Origin of the sequence: Aeromonas mytilicola subsp. aquatica (assembly GCF_044336385.1) — a bacterium.
In the GTDB taxonomy this organism is placed as follows: Bacteria; Pseudomonadota; Gammaproteobacteria; order Enterobacterales; family Aeromonadaceae; genus Aeromonas; species Aeromonas rivipollensis.
In genome coordinates this window covers 3,429,864-3,447,388 of record NZ_CP172298.1, presented here as the reverse complement: position 1 = coordinate 3,447,388, position 17,525 = coordinate 3,429,864, and the positions used below count along the sequence as shown (strand labels likewise).

Sequence of the window (17,525 nt, the reverse complement as noted above, 5' to 3'; positions counted from 1 at the left end):
TCCTCTTCCAATGTCAAACGCGGGCGCTTGCCCCAAGAGAAAGCATGTCTGTCGAATCAAATACAATGATTGAAGAACTGAGTGACAAGGGCCACTGGCTGCGCAAGTTCCGCAAGGCCAAGAACCTCAACACCCTGCAGCTGATGGTCTCCAATGCCATCGACAAGCACCACAAGACCCCGGCCATTGCCGCCGCCATCTATCTGGCCGAATGCCAGCGCGAGCGCGAGCTGGAGCAGGGGCGTTATCTGGATCGCTGAAGCGCTCCCGGGCTCTGCCCATCTGCCGATGGGCCGCCATTTCACACCCCGCTTTCGGCCCTTGCGCCTTGCTCCGTCTTTTTCCCCTGTTTCCCTGCCCAGTCATGGACTATCTGGCCTATTTTGCCTGCGCTCGTCTGCTTCCCTGCTAAAGGGCATGAGTTGCATGGGGCAATGCCATCGAGCTGGCAGAGAGTTGGTCTTGCAGAAATGAGGCTGCCATCCATACCCGCGCATAGCCCCTCAGCGGTTTATTAACGGGGGCAGACATGCCAGAATGCGCGGCGTTTGTCCGTGGACGGCCGGCATGGGCAGTCCGATCACCGTCTCTGTTCTATTCCCAGGGCTCTCTCATGCTGCTACTCATCGACAACTACGACTCCTTTACCTGGAACCTGGTGCAATATTTTGGCGCCCTGGGTCAGGAGGTGCAGGTCAGGCGCAACGACGAGCTGAGCCTGGACGAGATAGTCAGGCTTGCCCCCCGCCATCTGGTGATCTCCCCCGGTCCCTGCACGCCGAACGAGGCGGGCATCTCCCTGGCTGCCATCTCCCGTTTTGCCGGCGAGCTCCCCATCCTCGGCGTTTGCCTCGGACATCAGTCCCTGGCCCAGGCGTTTGGTGCCCGTGTGGTGCGTGCCCGTCAGGTGATGCACGGCAAGACCTCCCTTATCCGCCATCGGGGGGAGGGGGTGTTCAAGGGGCTCAAGGATCCGCTGCGGGTCACCCGCTACCATTCGCTCATCGTGGAGCGCGAGACCCTGCCCGATTGCTTCGAGATCACCGCCTGGAGCGAGCACGCCGATGGCTCCATGGACGAGATCATGGGGCTGCGGCATAAAACACTGGCGCTGGAGGGGGTTCAGTTCCACCCGGAAAGCATCTTGAGCGAGCAGGGGCACCAGTTGCTGGCCAACTTTTTGGCCGTTTCCTGAAAAAATCGTGATCCTCATCTCATAATCGAAATGAGGCCAAAAAATTTTTCCCTGACACTTTATTCACCCTGCTTCCTGCCCAAATTATCTCTTGCCAACACCCCCTGAGCCGTTATGCAATGCGGTTGCCTAAAATCTCACAGGCAATCGAACATTGTTCCTCATTGGCGGTTAAGTTACAGACTTTTTACTTTTTTTCTGTGATAATTCCGCCACGTTTACACGGATTTAACTTTTGGGCGGTGGATTATTCTGCCGCGATATAGCAGGAGAGCAATATGTCAGAGTTGTTGGCAGTGACACGTGAAGTGTTTGATGAAGTGATGGTTCCCAACTATGCGCCGGCCAAGATCATTCCGGTGCGCGGTGAGGGATCACGTGTCTGGGATCAGGAAGGCCGCGAGTATGTCGACTTCGCGGGCGGGATCGCGGTCAATGGTCTGGGCCATTGCCATCCCAAGCTGGTCGAAGCCCTGAAAACCCAGGGCGAGAAGCTGTGGCACCTCTCCAACGTGATGACCAACGAGCCGGCCCTGCGCCTGGCCAAGAAGCTGGTCGCCGCCACCTTTGCCGATAAGGTCTATTTCTGCAACTCCGGCGCCGAAGCGAACGAAGCCGCCCTCAAGCTGGCCCGTCGTTACGCCATCGACAAGTTCGGTGCCCACAAGACCCAGATCATCGCCTTCCACCAGGGCTTCCACGGCCGCACCTTCTTCACCGTGAGCGTCGGCGGCCAGGCGGCCTACTCCGATGGTTTCGGTCCGAAGCCCGCCGACATCACCCACGTGACCTACAACGATCTGGCCGAGCTGGCCTCCGTCATCTCCGACAATACCTGCGCCGTGGTGATGGAGCCGCTGCAAGGTGAGGGTGGCATCATCAGCCCCACCGACGAGTTTGCCAAAGGGGTGCGCGAGCTGTGCGACAAGCACAATGCCCTGCTGATCTATGACGAGGTGCAATCCGGGGTCGGTCGTACCGGCGAGCTGTTCGCCTACATGGGCCTTGGCGTCACGCCGGACATCCTCACCAGCGCCAAGGCGCTGGGCGGCGGCTTCCCCATCGGCGCCATGCTGACCACCACCGAGATCGCTTCTCACCTGAAAGTGGGCACTCACGGCTCCACCTACGGCGGCAACCCGCTGGCGTGCGCCGTGGCCGAAGCCGTGCTTGACGTGGTCAACACCCCACAAGTGCTGAGCGGTATCAAGCAGCGCGAGCAGCTGTTCCGCGACGGTCTCGCCGCCATCAACGCCAAGTACCACTGCTTCAGCGAAGTGCGTGGCCAGGGCCTGCTGCTGGGCGCCGTGCTGAACGATGACTTCAAGGGGCGCTCCCGCGACTTCCTGCTGGCCTCCATCGATCAGGGGCTGATGGCACTGGTGGCAGGCACCAACGTGGTGCGCTTCGCACCGTCACTGGTTATTCCGGAAGCGGACATCAAGGAAGGGTTGGCACGGTTCGAAAAAGCGGTCGCTCAGGTGGTTAACGCCTGATCCAAGTTGAGGTGGGGAGCCCTCCCGGCAGGAGCCGGGACCCCACCTGTCGTCAATGAAAGGGAGTTGTCATTTATGTTGGTTATCCGTCCTATCGAGCAGCGCGACTTCGCCGGCCTCAAGACCTGTGCCATCGAATCCGGCACTGGCATGACTTCGTTGCCGGTCAACGATGAACTGCTGCAACGCAAGATCGATGCCTCGACCCAGACCTTCCTGGACAAGCCCGCCGGCAAGGGCGATTGCCTCTACTTCTTCGTGGCCGAAGACCTGGAGACCGGCGAGATGGTCGGTACCTGCGCCATAGACGCGGCGGTCGGCCTGTCCCAGCCGTTTTACAACTACCACATCGGCAAGGTGGTGCACTCTTCCCCCAAGCTCGGCATCTACAACGTGGTCGAGACGCTCACGCTCTCCAACGACTACACAGGCAACTCCGAGCTCTGCACCCTGTTTCTGCGCGAATGTGCCCGCGAGGGGCTCAATGGCCGTCTGCTCTCCAAGCACCGCTTCCTGTTCATGGCCGAGCACCCCGAGCTGTTTGACAAGACCGTCTTCGCCGAGATGCGCGGCGTCTCCGATGAGAACGGTCACAGCCCCTTCTACGAGTGGCTGCAAAAGCATTTCTTCTCGATGGACTTTCCCACCGTCGACTACCTCACCGGCATCGGCAAGAAGCGCTTCATCGCCGAGCTGATGCCCAAGTACCCGATTTACGTCAATCTGCTGAGCAACGAGGCGCGCGCCGTCATCGGCCAGACCCACGAGAAGACCCGCCCTGCCATCAAGATGCTGCAGGACGAGGGCTTCGTGAACCGGGGCTACGTCGACATCTTCGATGCCGGCCCCACAGTCGAGTGCGACGTGAAGCACATCCGCAGCGTGCGCCGCAGCCAGAAGCTGGCGGTGCTGGTGGGTGAGCCCATCGGCGGTCACACCTACCTCGTCTGCAACGCCAGGTTCGAGCAATACCGCGCCTGCTACGGCAACATCCGGGTCGATCTGGACAAGCACGAAGCCATCATTCCGCCCAAGATGGCGGCCGCCCTCAAGGTGGAGAGTGGCGACATGGTTCGGGTCGTCGATCTGGAATAACGGGTCCATATCACCGCATTGAAACAGGCTGCCGAGGCGGCCTGTGCACCACAGGGAGTGAATTGATGATGTCTTTAGTCCAGTTTATCGATGGCCAGTGGCTGGCCGGTGAAGGCAAGCCGTTCGAGTCAAAGGACCCGGCCAAGAACGAAGTGATCTGGCAGGGGGAGGCGGCGAGCGCAGCCCAGGTGGATGCCGCCGTCAAGGCGGCCCGCGTGGCCTTCTACCATTGGTCCGATCTGGCCCTCGAGGATCGTCTGGCCATAGTGCGCCGCTATGCCGATCTGCTCGGCGAGCACAAGGAGGCGCTGGCCCTGACCATAGCCCGGGAAACCGGCAAGCCGCTGTGGGAGACCCGCACCGAAGTGGCCGCCATGCAGGGCAAGATCGCCATCTCCATCCGCGCCCATGACGAGCGCACCGGCACGGTCGATAACCCCATGCCGGGCGCCAAGGCGTTCGTGCGTCACAAGCCCCACGGCGTGGTCGCCGTGTTCGGCCCCTACAACTTCCCGGGCCACCTGCCCAACGGTCACATAGTGCCTGCGCTCATCGCAGGTAACGCCGTGGTGTTCAAGCCCTCAGAGCTGACCCCCATGGTGGCCGAGGCCATGCTGAAGATCTGGCAGGAGGCGGGGCTGCCCAAGGGGGTGCTCAACCTGGTGCAGGGCGAAGTGGAGACCGGCAAGGCGCTGGCGGGCAATCCGGACATCGACGGCCTCTTCTTCACCGGATCGTCGCGCACCGGCCACTTCCTGCACCAGCAATTTGCCGGTCAGCCCGGCAAGATCCTGGCCCTGGAGATGGGTGGCAACAACCCGCTGATCGTGAAAGACGTGAGCGACATCGATGGCGCGGTGCACGCGATAGTGCAATCCGCCTTTATCACCTCCGGCCAGCGCTGCACCTGCTCCCGCCGCCTGTTCGTGGAGCGTGGCGAGCGTGGCGATGCCCTGGTGAAGCGCCTGGTGGAGGTGGTCGGCCAGATCAAGGTCGGCCTCTATGACGCCGCCGAACAACCCTTTATGGGCGCCATGATCAGCGAGCGTGCGGCGCTTGGCATGGTCGAGGCGCAGGCCAAGCTGCAGCAACTGGGGGGCGAGAGCCTGCTCACCCTCAAGCACCTGGAAGCGGGCACCGGCTTCGTCTCCCCCGGCATCATAGACGTGACTGCCGTGGCGGCATTGCCGGACGAAGAGTACTTCGGCCCGCTGCTGCAGCTCATCCGCTATGACGACTTCGATGCCGCCATCGATCAGGGCAATGCCACCAGCTTCGGCCTCTCCGCCGGCCTGCTCGGTGACAACGAAGCGGACTGGCAGCATTTCTTCAAGCGGATCCGCGCCGGCATAGTCAACTGGAACAAGCCCATCACCGGTGCCTCCAGCGCCGCGCCCTTCGGCGGCATAGGTGCCTCCGGCAACCACAGGGCGAGCGCCTACTACGCCGCCGACTACTGTGCCTATCCGGTTGCTTCGGTGGAAGACAGCAAGGCTGCCATGCCTGATCAGCTGTCTCCGGGTTTGACCTTCTAATCGAGAAGGAGGGGGTTGATGTGGCAGGAGAGACCCAAAGTCGCCGATGACTGCGTCATACCCCCGGTCTGATCTTCTGATAACAAGAAAATAAAAGAGGGGCACTCAGAGGTGCCCTTGTCTGTACCCGCAATCAAAGGAAAGAGAGATGCAAAAGGATATCGAGACCCTGTTTGGCCATCTGTGGGACAACTACATTCAGGTCACCCCCAGCGCCCACAAGGTTCACCAACTGCTGGGGGGCGGTGCCCCCATCATCAACGATCACGTGGCGTTTCGGACCTACAACCTGCCCAAGCTCGGTCTCGAGAAACTGGCGGCCCACTTTCGTGCCCTGGGGTACGAGGAGAAGGGCGAGTATGTGTTCAAGGCCAAGAAGCTCTATGCCAAACACTTCGAGCACTCAGACCCGGACGCCCCCAAGGTGTTTATCAGCGAACTGAAGGTGGAGGAGCTCTCCGCAGGCGCCCAGGCCATCATCCACAAGCTGGTGGATCAGGTGCCCGATCACCTGACCGACACCCCGGCCTTCCTTTACACTGGCGCCCCCTGGCAGGTCTCCTGGAGCGATTACCAGACCCTGCTGGCGGAGAGTGAGTACGCAGCCTGGATGGCGGCCTGGGGTTATCGTGCCAACCACTTCACGGTCAACATCAACCGCCTGAGCGATTTTGAGACCATAGAGCAGGTCAATGCCGCGCTCAAGGCGGCGGGCTTTGTGCTCAATACCGTCGGCGGCGAGGTGAAGGGGGATCCCCAGGTGATGCTGGAGCAATCCTCCACCATGGCGGACAAGGCCGAGGTGCCCTTCAGCGACGGCGTGCGCACCATACCGAGCTGCTTCTACGAGTTTGCCCGGCGCTACCCGCAGCCGGACGGCGTGCTCTACCCGGGCTTCGTCGAGGCGTCCGCAGACAAGATCTTCGAATCTACCAACGCCATGTGATTGCCCCGCCCGCTAAAAACGCCCCAGATGGGGCGTTTTGTTTTTTAAGGGAGCAGGGTGAAGCGTAGTCGGCCCAGCGCCTTGGCCTAGTATCACACCCGCTGCAGTTCACCCTCGGTGGCGAGCACAGTCGCCATGCCGCCGGCCTTGCCTGCCTCTATGCCGATGGGGGTGTCTTCGAACACCAGGCAGTTGGCCGGGTTGGCGCCGAGCAGCTCGGCCACTTTGAGGAAGGTGTCGGGATGGGGCTTGTGGTTGGTCACGTCATCGGCGCTCACCAGCACTGGGATGAAGGCATCCAGGCCGGTATTTCTCAGTATGTGCGTCGCATGATCCCGGGTTGAGCCTGTGCCTATGCCCATGGGCACCTTGCCGTGGCAGCGCTTGACCAGCTCCCACATGGCGGGGAAGACGCTGACGCTGTCGATCCGCTCCAGATAGAGGGCTATCTTGCGGCGGGCGAAGGCCTCCACATCGATCTCCAGCCCGTGCTGCTCGGCCAGCATGGCCACTATCTTGCGGGTGGGAATGCCGCCGTACTCATTGAGTCGAACCCGATCGAACGGCAGGCCGAATTCGGAGCTGGTGATATCCCAGGCATCCAGGTGCAGGGGCATGGAGTCCACCAGGGTGCCGTCCATATCGAAGATCAGGGCGTCGTATTGCTCAAACTGGAACTGCTCGGACATGGGGTACTTCCTCCTCGGCTAAAAGAGCACACTACCAGATCCGCTCCCCCTATGCCGCGACAGCCGTCATGGTGGGGGCAGGCAGCGGGTTTGACCATGGGCTGCTGATTTATGAGACAATAATGCGCTCTGCGCCTCGGGTGCCGGCATCTCACAGTAGCGAGCCTCTTTATGTCCCCAAAAACCGTCTTCTCAAGCGTGGCCCTGGTGATCGCCCTGGGCTCGTTGGAAAAGAGCATAGTCACCACCCCCTTGCCCATCATAGGGGCCGAGCTGAACGCCGGCGCCGCCCTGACCTGGGTGGTCACCGCCTACCTGCTGGCGGCCACCGCGGCCCTGCCCATCTACGGCAAGCTGAGCGATCTGTTCGGCCGGGTGCGGATGCTGAACATCGGCATAGGCCTGTTTCTGGCGGGGTCGGTAGCCTGCGCCCTGGCTCAGGATCTGCCCACCCTGCTGGCGGCCCGCGTGCTGCAAGGACTGGGGGGCGGGGGGCTGATCGCGCTGGCCTTCACCGTCATCGCCGACTGTATTCCCCCGCGGGAGGTGGGCAAGTATCAGGGGTATATTTCGGCCGTCTATGCAGTTTCCAGCATCGCCGGGCCTCTGCTAGGGGGCTACTTCACCGAGCAGCTCAGCTGGCGCTGGATCTTCTGGATCAACCTGCCCCTCGGGGCGCTCGCGCTCTGGCTGGTGAACCGCAACCTGGGCCACCTCAATGTGCGCCGCCACAGCCGCTTCGACTGGAAGGGGGCGGGGCTGCTGATTACCGTCACCACACTGAGCTTGCTGCTGCTCTCGCCGGAGACGGCGCTCCCCGCCATCTGGCTGGCGGCGGGGCTGGCGATTGCCCTGCTGCTGCTGATCCTGGTGGAGCGGCGGGCCCACGACCCTATTCTGCCGGCCCATCTGGCCCGCTTGCCCGGTTATCTGGTGAGCGTGCTGCTGGCGCTGGCCTCGCAGTTGCTGATGTTCGCCGTGCTGGTCTACCTGCCGCTTCAGATGCAGTGGCAGAAGGGGATGGGGGCCAGCGAGAGCGGCCTCTACATGGTGATCTTCATGGTCTGCATCACGGCGGGTGCCTTCGTCGGCGGCAAGCTCATAGGTCGCACCGGTCACTACAAGCGCTTCGTGGTGGCGGGCTTCGCCCTGGCTGCGCTGGCCCTGTGGCAAATTCACTTCGATCTCTTTGCCAATCTGGGGTTGGGCTTCGCCGGTCTGGGGCTCGGACTGGTGCTGCCGGCGCTCTCTGTGGTGGTGCAAAACGCCCTGCCGCGAGAAGATCGCGGCATCGGCATGTCGCTATTCAACTTCGGCCGCGAGCTGGGGGGCGCGGTCGGGGTGGCTATCTGCGCCGTGTTGTTCCACGGGGCCCTGCCGGCCGGGACCAGCCATAGCCTGGCGAGCCTGAGCCCCGCCGAGCTGGCCCCGGGTTTCAGCGCCACCTATGTGGGCATGGCAATGATCGCGAGCGCCGCCTTCCTCATCACGCTGCTGGCATTGAAGCGCCACGAGCTGGCCAGCATCCCGGCCTGATGCGCTCCCTTGACACAAAAAAGGGCTCCCGAGGGAGCCCTTGTTGCGTGTGATCGTGCTGGTCTGCCCATCAGATCCGGAGGCTGACGGGGCGCAGGGCGGCGATAGCCCCGCCAAAGAGCGCCATGGCCAGCAGCGCCAGGGCCACAGGCCCCGCACTGTAGGCAACCCCGGCGACGGCGGACCAGAGCGCCACCCCAAGATGCATCATGGTCATCGCCAGCGACATCAGCATGCCCCTGTGGGCCGACGAGAGCCCGGCAATGTGGCCCTGCAGGGCGGGGGATCCTATGCCACCCGCCAGCGCCCACAGCCCGAGCGGCAGCAGCAGGGCAGGCAGTGAGGCGGGAGAGAGATAGAAGCCGACGCTGGCCGGCACGCAGACCACCAGGGCCAGGCGCATCAGGACGCGCCCGCTCTCGACCCGGCCAGACAAGCGGGGCATCAGCAGGTTGCCGATGACGCTGATGATGCCGAGGGCCCCATAGAGGAGCCCCACAGACCCCATCGACAGGCCCTGGGTGTCGCGCAGGTGCTGGCCGACCAGGTTGAAGAGGCCAATGCCGCCCCCCAGGCCCAGGCACATGGCCAGCAGGGCGCCGACCGCACCCGGGATGGCCAGCAGGCGGACACCCTTCTCCTCCTGCTGCGCCGCAGATATGTCTGCCGAAGGCCTGCCGGCGGGCAGCAGGGCCAGGGCCGCCGCCACCCCCCAGGCACAGAGGCCGAGCAGGATAAAGGCTGCGCGCCAGGAGTGCCACTGAGCGAGCAGCGCCCCCAGCGCCGGGCTCGCTATCATGCCCAGCGTCAGGCCGGACTGCACCCAGGCAATGCGCTTCATGGCATCTTTGCCCGTGCCGTCTGCCGCCATGGCAAAGGCGATGGGCAGCATGCCGGCACTGGCGAGACCGGTGAGCACCCGGCTTGCCAGCCCCCACTCGAAGCTATCGACCAGGCCGGTAGCTATGGAGGCGGCCCCGAACAGCAGGGCGGCGGGCAGCATGATCCTCGCCCTGCCGAGTCGATCCGAGAGGCTGCCGAGCAGGGGGGCGATCAGCGCCAGCGCCAGGCTGTAGGCGGTGATAAACAGTGTGACCCGCTCGGGCTGGACCCCCAGCTCCCGACCTATGGGGGTCAGCAGGGGGCCCAGCATCAGCTCATCGGCACCCACTAGAAACGCAATAAAAAAGAGCAATACTTTCAATATCATGATGTTCACCTTACGCATGTGATACCGAGCCGGTGGCCGCGAGGGAGTGAATGTCCAGCACCCGATCCGGCCAGTCGGCCACGAAGGCCTGCTCGTGGCAGACCACCACCACAGTCCCGGCATAGTCCTGCAACGCCTGTTGCAGGGCCGCCTTGACGGCGGCATCCAGGTGGGTGGTCGGTTCGTCCAGGATCAGCAGGTTGCTGGGTTGCAGGGCCAGTCGGCACAGTTTCACCTTGGTCTGCTCCCCGCCACTCAGGGCGGCGATCGGTTGCAGTGCCAGTTTGCCCCTGATGCCGATCCGGGCCAGATGCAGCCTGGCGTCTTTGTCATCGAGGGCGGGGCAGGCGGCTTTCACCAGGGCCAGTGGGCTGGCATCCGGATGGGGCCAGTGCAGCGCCTGTTCGAAGTAGCCCGCCTTGACCCCGGGGGAGAGGCTGAGCCGACCGCGCAGGGGGGCCAGCTCGCCCGCCAGTGTCTTGAGCAGGGTGGACTTGCCGACGCCGTTGAAACCGGCGATCACCACCTTCTCCCCCCGGCTCAGGGTCAGGGTCAGGGTCAGGGGTGCCAGCAGCGCGCTATCATGGCCTATGACCAGTTCAGAGGCGGCGAGTACCTGCTGGCCGCCGCCCCCGGCGCTGCGAAACGCGAGGGAGACCCCCTTGTCCCGCTCCGGGTTGGCCAGGCGCTCGATGCGCGCCAGCTGCTTCTTGCGGCCGTTGGCTATGCTGGCGTTGACCCCGGCGCCGTTCTTGGCGATGAACAGCTCCAGCTTGTCGATCTGCCTCTGCTGCGCCTGGTATTGCCGGGCGTGAGCGGCATCATTCGCGACCTTTTGAGCCATGGCCTTGTCGAGGTTGCCCTGGTATTTGCGAAGCTGCAGGCGATCGATATCGCAGATGCCGGTGGCGATGTGGTTCACAAAATCCCTGTCGTGGGAGACCACCAGGAAGGCGCCCGCGAAGCCGTCTAGGTAGGCTGCCAGCCAGGCCACGTGGGCGCTGTCCAGGTAGTTGGTCGGCTCATCGAGCAGCAGCAGATCCGGCGAGCGCAGCAGCAAGCCGGCCAGCATCACCTTGTGGCGCTGGCCGCCGCTCAGATTGGCCAGCCGGGTCTGCATGCCAAGCTGGGTGAGGCCAAGGCCGGCGGCCACCTCGTCGATCCGGTTCTCTATCTGGTAGAACGACTGGCTCTCCAAGGTGGTCTGGAGACTGGCGGCCAGGGCCAGCTGATGGGGCTGGGCACAGCGCGCCGGGCTGGCATAGATGGCCATCATCTCCGCCTCGGCCCGATAGAGGGGGGCAAAGGCCGTTTGCAGATATGTCCGTATCGTCAGTTGCCCGTCCAGCTCGGCATGCTGGTCGAGGTAACCCCGGTCAAGACCGGGCTGCCAGAGGATATCCCCGGCGTCAGGCTGGCGCTCTCCCTGGAGCAGCTTGAGCAGGGTGCTTTTGCCGACGCCGTTCCTGCCCGTGATGCAGATATGTTCGCGGGGAAGCAGGGTGAAGCTGGCGTCCTGGTACAGTGTCTTGTCACCGAGGTGACAGGTCAGATGGTGAATGTTGAGCAGACTCATGGTGCTATATCCATAAAAAACGGGGGCGGTACTTGGCGTACCGGCCCCCGTTTCACGCAATATTGAAACTTTGTCCTGAAGATCAGAAACAAAAAGGCCGGCGATGAAGCATCTCGCCGGCCTTTCTCCTGTTCTCATCAGATGCGGGGTCGCCTCCCTCTATGGAGGGCGCCAGCGCTATCTGATGAAGATTCAGAAGAGATGTGGCTCCGGGCAACACTTCATCGTGTTAGTGCACGGAGCACAGCCTCCTGACAGAGCATTTGAACAGGATGTACAACATTGCAGAGCAGTCCAACATGAAATCTGGACGCAAAATACGCAGATTCCGGGGGACAGTCAACCCGCTCGCCCCTGAACTGGCCTGCTCTGGTCGGTTCTATGCGTGCCTGGCGCGAGCGCCATGGCGGGCTCCACAAGAAGCCAGACCGCCGTCTGGTAGGGGGCAAAGCAGGGCTCTGGCTGGCCGGGGTAGTTGCCCATCAGCAAGCTGGCGTCGCTGGTTAGCTTGTCGAAATGGGGCATGGGCAGGGGGGTTGCGGTGAGATTGGCGAGCAGCAGCAGAGTCTGCGTCTGGCCGGTGCCCGGATCCCGCCAGCGGCGGCGGTAGCTGATGCGCAGGGGATCGTTCTCATCCAGCAGTTCGAAGTCGCCATGGCGGATGACGGGATGGGCCTTGCGCAGGGCGATGAGCTGGCGATAGCAGTGAAACAGGGAGTCGGGGCGGGCCAGCTGCTCGGCGGCGTTGATCTCCATATAGTTGTCGTTGAGTGCGATCCAGGGCTCTGCCGTGCTGAAACCTGCCCGGGGGCCCGAGTCCCACTGCATCGGCGTGCGGGCGTTGTCACGGCCGATAGCATCGAGGCGGCGGGCGAGCTCGGCGGGGTCCAGTCCCGGCTGGCTGGCGCTGTAGTTGATGGCCTCCACATCGCGCAGCTCCTCTGGCTGCCAGCGGCGGTTGGTCATGCCAAGCTCCTCCCCCTGATAGATGAAGGGAGTGCCCTGCATCATGTGCAGCACCAGGACCCACTGCTTGGCACTCAGCTCGCGCCACTCGGGGCTGTCGTCGCCGAAGCGAGAGACGGCGCGGGGCAGGTCGTGGTTACCCAGGAACAGGCTGTTCCAGCCTTGGCCGTGCAGTCCGCTCTGGTGGCGGGCCATGGCGTCTTTGAAGGTGAGGGGGTCAAAGCGGGAGGTCCATTTATCGCGCCCCAGCCCCAGGTGCTCGAAGTTGAACACCATGCTGAACTCGCTGTCATCCGGGTTCGAATAGTGCCGCATCTGGGCCAGATCAGCCCCCCAGGTCTCACCGACAGTGATGATCCCCTTGCCGCCGAAGCTGGCGCCGCTCAGCTCGCGGATATAGTCGTGCAGACGGGGGCCGTTGCTCATGGCAAGCCGTGACCACTCCTTGCTCACCATGTCGATCACATCGAAGCGAAACCCCTTGATGCCTCTGGCCAGCCAGAAGTTGATCACCTCCGCCATCTCGGCCCGCACCGCCGGGTTGTCCCAGTCGAGATCGGCCTGGCTCGCATCGAAGTTGTGCAGGTAGTAGCTGCCAAGCGCCGGCACGAATTCCCAGGCGCTGCCGCCGAAGATGGAGTCCAGCGGGTGGGCATCGACGAAGGCCTGGTCCCGAAAGACGTAATAGGCCTGATAGCGGGGATCCCCGGCCAACGCCTGCCTGAACCACGCATGTTCGGTGGAGGTGTGGTTGGCGACTATGTCCATCATGATGCCCATGCCGTGAGCGGCCGCCTCTGCTATCAGCAGGTCCATCTCGGCCAGGGTGCCGAAGGCGGGATCTATGGCGCTGTAGTCCGCCACGTCGTAGCCGTTGTCCCGCCTGGGGGAGCGGTAGACGGGGGTGAGCCAGAGCAGGTCGACCCCGAGCGTCGCCAGGTAGTCGAGACGCTGGCGGATGCCCTTGATGTCCCCCATGCCATCGCCGTCGCTGTCCTGAAAGCTCATGGGGTAGATCTGGTAGATAACGCACTGATCGAGAGTGAGAACGGGGTGAGGATGCATCCGCGTGGCCGGTGGCGAAGTGGTCCCGCCATGTTACGCAGAGGGCGCCGGGGTCGACAGGGTGAGGTGGGCCTTGAAAAGGGTTCCATTGTTGACCGATTGCCAAAACTGCGGGCAGGGTCACAAAGGCGCCATCCCGGACCAGGGGGCGGTCGGGATGGCGGCGTACTCACATACCCGCCGGCGTGGCCCTTATCGGGTCGCCTCGGGCTGTTCGGCGCCGGGTGCTTGCTGGCGTTCGGCCTGGGCGTCCAGCTCCTTGCCGAGGAAGTAGTTCAGGAAGGTGCGGATCACCGCGATGATGGCGAGGCGGATCAGCTCCTCCTTGCTCGGCGCGACCGTGGTGGCCAGGATATCGGCGGCGAGCTGGAACTCCAGCGCCAGGATGAGCCAGCTGCCGAAGCAGAGGCGAATGCGCGGAAAGCCGGGCTCGTGATCCCGCACCCGCGCCGCCAGCCAGAGCGTCTTGCCAAGCCCTATCACCACGCAGGCGATGGAGATGATCTCCAGCAGCAGCTGGAACAGCTCGACCCCGTGCATCATGCCCTCTTTCAGGCTCGCTATCTCAAACACTAGGGTCACCTCCCTGATTCAAAAGAGACACTTTTAGCACGGCATGGGGGTTGGGTCCAACTCAGAGCCCCTTGATCAGCATGGCGACCTGCGCGATGGCATGACGGGCCGCAGGGCTTATGCCCGCCAGCTGGAAGAAACCGTGGATCACCCCGAGCTGCCGCTGACAGCTGGCGGCAACACCGGCTCGCAGCAGTTTGCCATAGAGGGCTTCCCCCTCGTCACGCAGGGGATCCCACTCGGCCGTGAGGATATGGGTGGGCGGCAGCCCCGCAAGATCAGGATGGTGCAGCGGGCTCGCCTCGGGATGGCTGGCGGGCAGCCTGCCCAGATAGGCCTGAAACCCGCTGAGCAGCATGTCACGGGTGATGAGGTAGTCGTCGCCAAGGTCGCCATAGCTCTGGCTCTCTCCCAGGGCATCGAGCATGGGATAGATGAGGATCTGGGCGGCGGGCAGTGCCGCTCCAGCCTCCTTGAGCCGCAAGCTGGTGACCAGGGCAAGGTGGCCACCGGCACTGTCGCCTGCGAGTGCAACCCGCCCGGGATCGCCGCGCCACTGCGGCAGCGCGGCCATGATGGCGAGGGTCGCGGCCAGCGCATCGTCATGGGCGGCAGGATAGGTATGCTCGGGGGCGAGGCGCGTGTGCACGGCAAACACCAGGGCATTGGCACTGTTGCACAGCATCCGCATCTGGCGATCGTGGGTCTCGAAATCCCCGCTGACGAAACAGCCGCCGTGGAAATAGATCAACGCCGGATAAGCGGGATCTGGCATGTCTAGGGGTTGGTAGCGGCGGATGGCGTAGTGATCGGCCTGCCACTCTTCGATGGCGCCCACCTCTTCCCGTTCACCGCCCAATACGGCAGAGGCAAGGTAGCTCTCCCGCCGTGCCTGCCAGCTCATCTCGCTTGCCCTGGGTCTGCCAGCGGCAACAAATTCCACCACCATGGCGGCGATTGCGGGTTCGAGTCCTGTGTTCATGCTGCACCGTTAACTGTATATAAAAACAGGTATTGTGCGCTTCTGGTCTGAGAGCGCAACCGGCGTTAGCTGAGGCAGCTCACAAAATCAGGCTTCAATCAGTTTGAATTCAATCACATAGAGCGGTGGCAGCGCGGGGTAGATGTCCCGGATGACGGTCTGGAGTTCGGCCAGGGTCATGTTCTCCTGGCGGGCGTGCTCGTCGGTCAGGTCATCGAAGGCCAGGGGCGTGACCGAGAGCACCTCCATGGCGCCGAAGGGCTGGTGCTCCGGATTGGTGAAGAGCGCGAGCCGCTGACCGGGCTGCCAGTCGGCTTCGCTCTCGTCGCGTATGGTGATGGTCTTGCGGCCGGACTGGATGTCGGCGACAAAGCGGCCGAAGAAGGTGAATTCCGGGTAGGTTGGGGTGTGAACTGACATTTTCTCTCCGAAGGACAAGGGGTGGGCAGGGGGCGGATCACGCCGCAGCGGGCCCATTCTAGGAGTGCCGGGGAGGGCGCGCAGCACTTTTCGCCCGGACGTGCGGGTGGAGTGGGTTGGCGCGCTTGCTCTGCCCTGCAAAGTGGCTGCAAGTGAACCCGAATGTGCGATGATGTGGGCTCCCCTTTCTTGATATGTAACAAAATGGAGGGGGGCTGGCTGTGGTCTGATGGCGTCTGGCGCGGTTCCCCGCCCGGCGGACATGAACGAAAGGAGCGAGTGTGAATTCCGAGTTGATCTGGGTGCTCAGCATGCTGGTGGGCGCCATCTTCCTGTTTATTACCAACAGGGTGCGCATGGATGTGGTGGCCTTGTTGATCATCATCCTGTTCGTGTTGAGCGGCACCCTGACTCTGCCGGAGGCGCTGGCGGGGTTCAGCGATCCCAACGTCATCCTGATCGCCGCCCTGTTCGTGGTGGGGGAGGGGCTGGTGCGCACCGGCATCGCCTATCAGGTGGGGGATGCCCTGGTGAAGGTGGCGGGCAGTAGCGAGACCAAGCTGCTGGTGCTGCTGATGGTGGCGGTGGCGACCCTGGGGGCGGTGATGAGCAGCACAGGGGTGGTGGCCATCTTCATCCCCGTGGTGCTGAGCGTGGCGAACCGGATGGGGATACCGGCGGGACGGCTGATGATGCCGCTGGGCTTTGCCGGTCTCATCAGCGGCATGATGACGCTGGTGGCCACGCCGCCCAACATGGTGGTGAACAGCGAGCTGATGCGCCACGGCATCCAGGGCTTCGGCTTCTTCGGTTTCACCCCCATGGGGGTCATCATTCTGGGGATGGGGATCCTCTACATGCTGCTGATGCGTAACCGTCTGGTGCGCGAGGGGGAAGAGGGCAAGGGCAAGCAGGCGGGGCGCAGCACAATGCGCGACCTCATCCGCGATTATCGGCTGGCCGGCCGGGCGCGCCGCCTGGCGATCCGACCCGATTCTCCCCTGATAGGCCAGACCTTGGACGAGCTGCAACTGCGTGCCCGCTTTGGGGCCAACGTCATCGGGTTGGAGCGGTGGCGCAAGTTTCGGCGGGTGATGGTGACCGTCTCCGGCGTCACCGAGTTCCAGGCCAAGGACGTGCTGCTCATCGACATGTCCGACCCCGAGGTGGATGTGCGGGAGTTCTGTGCCGAGGCGCGACTCGAACCCATGATATTGCGCGGGGAGTACTTCTCGGATCAGGCGCGGGAGGTGGGCATGGCCGAGGTGTCCCTCATTCCGGAGTCCCGTCTGCTTGGCAAGAGCATCCGCGAGGTGGCCTTTCGTTCCCGCTACGGCCTGAGCGTGGTCGGGATCCGCCGCAACGGTGAGGCGCTCACCGGCAAGCTGGTGGATGAGCCGCTGCTGATGGGAGACAGCCTGCTGGTGGTGGGCAACTGGAGCCTCATTCGCCAGTTGCAGACCCACCACAGGGACTTCCTGCTGCTCGGCCTGCCTGCCGAGGTGGACGAGATGGCGCCGGCTCGCAGCCAGGCCATCCACGCCCTGATCGCCCTCGCGGTCATGATAGGGCTGATGGTGACGGAGCCCGTGCCCAACGTCATAGCGGCGCTCATCGCCTGCCTGCTGATGGGCAAGTTCCGCTGCATCGACATGGAGAGCGCCTACAAGTCCATCCACTGGCCGACCCTGATCCTGATCGTCGGCATGCTGCCCTTTGCCCTGGCATTGCAGAAGACCGGCGGGGTGGATCTCATCGTCGGCGGGCTGATCTCGGCGGTGGGGGAGATGGGGCCCCGTGTCATGCTGGCCAGCCTGTTCGTGCTCTGCGCGGCCATCGGGCTCTTTATCTCCAACACCGCCACCGCCGTGCTGATGGCACCCATTGCGCTCGGTACGGCTCAGCAGATGGGGGTCTCTCCCTATCCCTTCGCCATGACCATCGCCATCGCCGCCTCGGCGGCCTTCATGACGCCGGTCTCCTCACCGGTCAACACCCTGGTGCTGGGGCCCGGCAACTACAAGTTCATGGACTTCATCCGCGTGGGGGTGCCCTTTACCCTGTTGGTGATGGTGGTGAGCGTCATCGCCATTCCCTGGTTCTTCCCGTTCTGAGCGCGCTCGAGGGGAACAAGGAGTGCAAGCGGCCTGCGGGCCGCTTTTTATTGGCCATTAATCCTGACACTGTGGGATAAGGTCCTGGGCTGACAAGCCAGTGAGCAGGGAGAGCGGCAGGGAAGGA

The 17,525-nt window shown here is 63.3% G+C and carries 15 protein-coding genes; 8 read left to right on the top strand and 7 right to left on the bottom strand.

Annotated features, from left to right (window positions below; translation table 11 throughout):
• Positions 1–44: 44 nt before the first annotated feature.
• The 6 genes from ACFWHB_RS15745 to ACFWHB_RS15720 all read left to right on the top strand — a co-directional run bounded on the left by ACFWHB_RS15745 (position 45) and on the right by ACFWHB_RS15720 (position 6,267).
• Positions 45–260, top strand: coding sequence for a hypothetical protein (locus tag ACFWHB_RS15745; protein WP_025326159.1), 216 nt, complete (start codon positions 45–47; stop codon positions 258–260).
• A gap of 353 nt (positions 261–613) precedes the next feature.
• Complete coding sequence (locus tag ACFWHB_RS15740) at positions 614–1,195, top strand: aminodeoxychorismate synthase component II (protein WP_395948819.1); 582 nt, start codon at positions 614–616, stop codon at positions 1,193–1,195.
• Between the two features lie 278 nt (positions 1,196–1,473).
• Positions 1,474–2,691 carry an aspartate aminotransferase family protein gene (locus ACFWHB_RS15735; protein ID WP_111910326.1) on the top strand — a complete coding sequence of 406 codons (1,218 nt, stop codon included), beginning with the start codon at positions 1,474–1,476 and terminating at the stop codon, positions 2,689–2,691.
• A 75-nt stretch (positions 2,692–2,766) separates the two neighbouring features.
• The gene (astA, locus tag ACFWHB_RS15730) at positions 2,767–3,786 is read left to right on the top strand and encodes an arginine N-succinyltransferase (protein WP_025326162.1); all 1,020 of its coding nucleotides are present in this window, start codon (positions 2,767–2,769) and stop codon (positions 3,784–3,786) included.
• 65 nt (positions 3,787–3,851) lie between these two features.
• Entirely contained in the window at positions 3,852–5,321 is a 1,470-nt protein-coding gene (astD, locus tag ACFWHB_RS15725) for a succinylglutamate-semialdehyde dehydrogenase (RefSeq protein ID WP_395948818.1), read from the top strand.
• 148 nt (positions 5,322–5,469) lie between these two features.
• Positions 5,470–6,267, top strand: coding sequence for a DUF1338 domain-containing protein (locus ACFWHB_RS15720; protein WP_395948817.1), 798 nt, complete (start codon positions 5,470–5,472; stop codon positions 6,265–6,267).
• Positions 6,268–6,359: 92 nt separating this feature from the next.
• Here ACFWHB_RS15720 and ACFWHB_RS15715 read toward each other — a convergent pair whose 3' ends face one another.
• Positions 6,360–6,956 carry an HAD family hydrolase gene (locus tag ACFWHB_RS15715; RefSeq protein WP_395948816.1) on the bottom strand — a complete coding sequence of 199 codons (597 nt, stop codon included), beginning with the start codon at positions 6,954–6,956 and terminating at the stop codon, positions 6,360–6,362.
• 171 nt (positions 6,957–7,127) lie between these two features.
• Between ACFWHB_RS15715 and ACFWHB_RS15710 the strand changes: the two genes are divergently transcribed.
• Entirely contained in the window at positions 7,128–8,492 is a 1,365-nt protein-coding gene (locus tag ACFWHB_RS15710) for an MDR family MFS transporter (protein ID WP_395948815.1), read from the top strand.
• Positions 8,493–8,562: 70 nt separating this feature from the next.
• Here the strand turns inward: ACFWHB_RS15710 and ACFWHB_RS15705 are convergent, their stop codons facing one another.
• The 6 genes from ACFWHB_RS15705 to yqfB form a co-directional block, all read right to left on the bottom strand.
• The gene (locus ACFWHB_RS15705; RefSeq protein ID WP_395948814.1) at positions 8,563–9,702 is read right to left on the bottom strand and encodes an MFS transporter; all 1,140 of its coding nucleotides are present in this window, start codon (positions 9,700–9,702) and stop codon (positions 8,563–8,565) included.
• Between the two features lie 10 nt (positions 9,703–9,712).
• On the bottom strand, positions 9,713–11,278 hold the full coding sequence (locus ACFWHB_RS15700; protein WP_395948813.1) for an ABC-F family ATP-binding cassette domain-containing protein: 1,566 nt from the start codon (positions 11,276–11,278) through the stop codon (positions 9,713–9,715).
• A 339-nt stretch (positions 11,279–11,617) separates the two neighbouring features.
• Entirely contained in the window at positions 11,618–13,252 is a 1,635-nt protein-coding gene (locus ACFWHB_RS15695) for an alpha-glucosidase (RefSeq protein WP_395948812.1), read from the bottom strand.
• A gap of 249 nt (positions 13,253–13,501) precedes the next feature.
• Positions 13,502–13,882, bottom strand: a complete 381-nt coding sequence (locus ACFWHB_RS15690) for a DUF1622 domain-containing protein (RefSeq protein WP_111910318.1) — start codon at positions 13,880–13,882, stop codon at positions 13,502–13,504.
• A gap of 61 nt (positions 13,883–13,943) precedes the next feature.
• Positions 13,944–14,864, bottom strand: a complete 921-nt coding sequence (locus tag ACFWHB_RS15685) for an alpha/beta hydrolase (RefSeq protein WP_395948811.1) — start codon at positions 14,862–14,864, stop codon at positions 13,944–13,946.
• A gap of 87 nt (positions 14,865–14,951) precedes the next feature.
• Entirely contained in the window at positions 14,952–15,284 is a 333-nt protein-coding gene (gene yqfB, locus ACFWHB_RS15680; protein WP_163147797.1) for a N(4)-acetylcytidine aminohydrolase, read from the bottom strand.
• Positions 15,285–15,565: 281 nt separating this feature from the next.
• Between yqfB and ACFWHB_RS15675 the strand changes: the two genes are divergently transcribed.
• Positions 15,566–17,398: an SLC13 family permease gene (locus tag ACFWHB_RS15675; RefSeq protein WP_234690435.1), complete on the top strand. Its 1,833-nt coding sequence runs from the start codon at positions 15,566–15,568 to the stop codon at positions 17,396–17,398.
• Positions 17,399–17,525 lie beyond the last annotated feature (127 nt).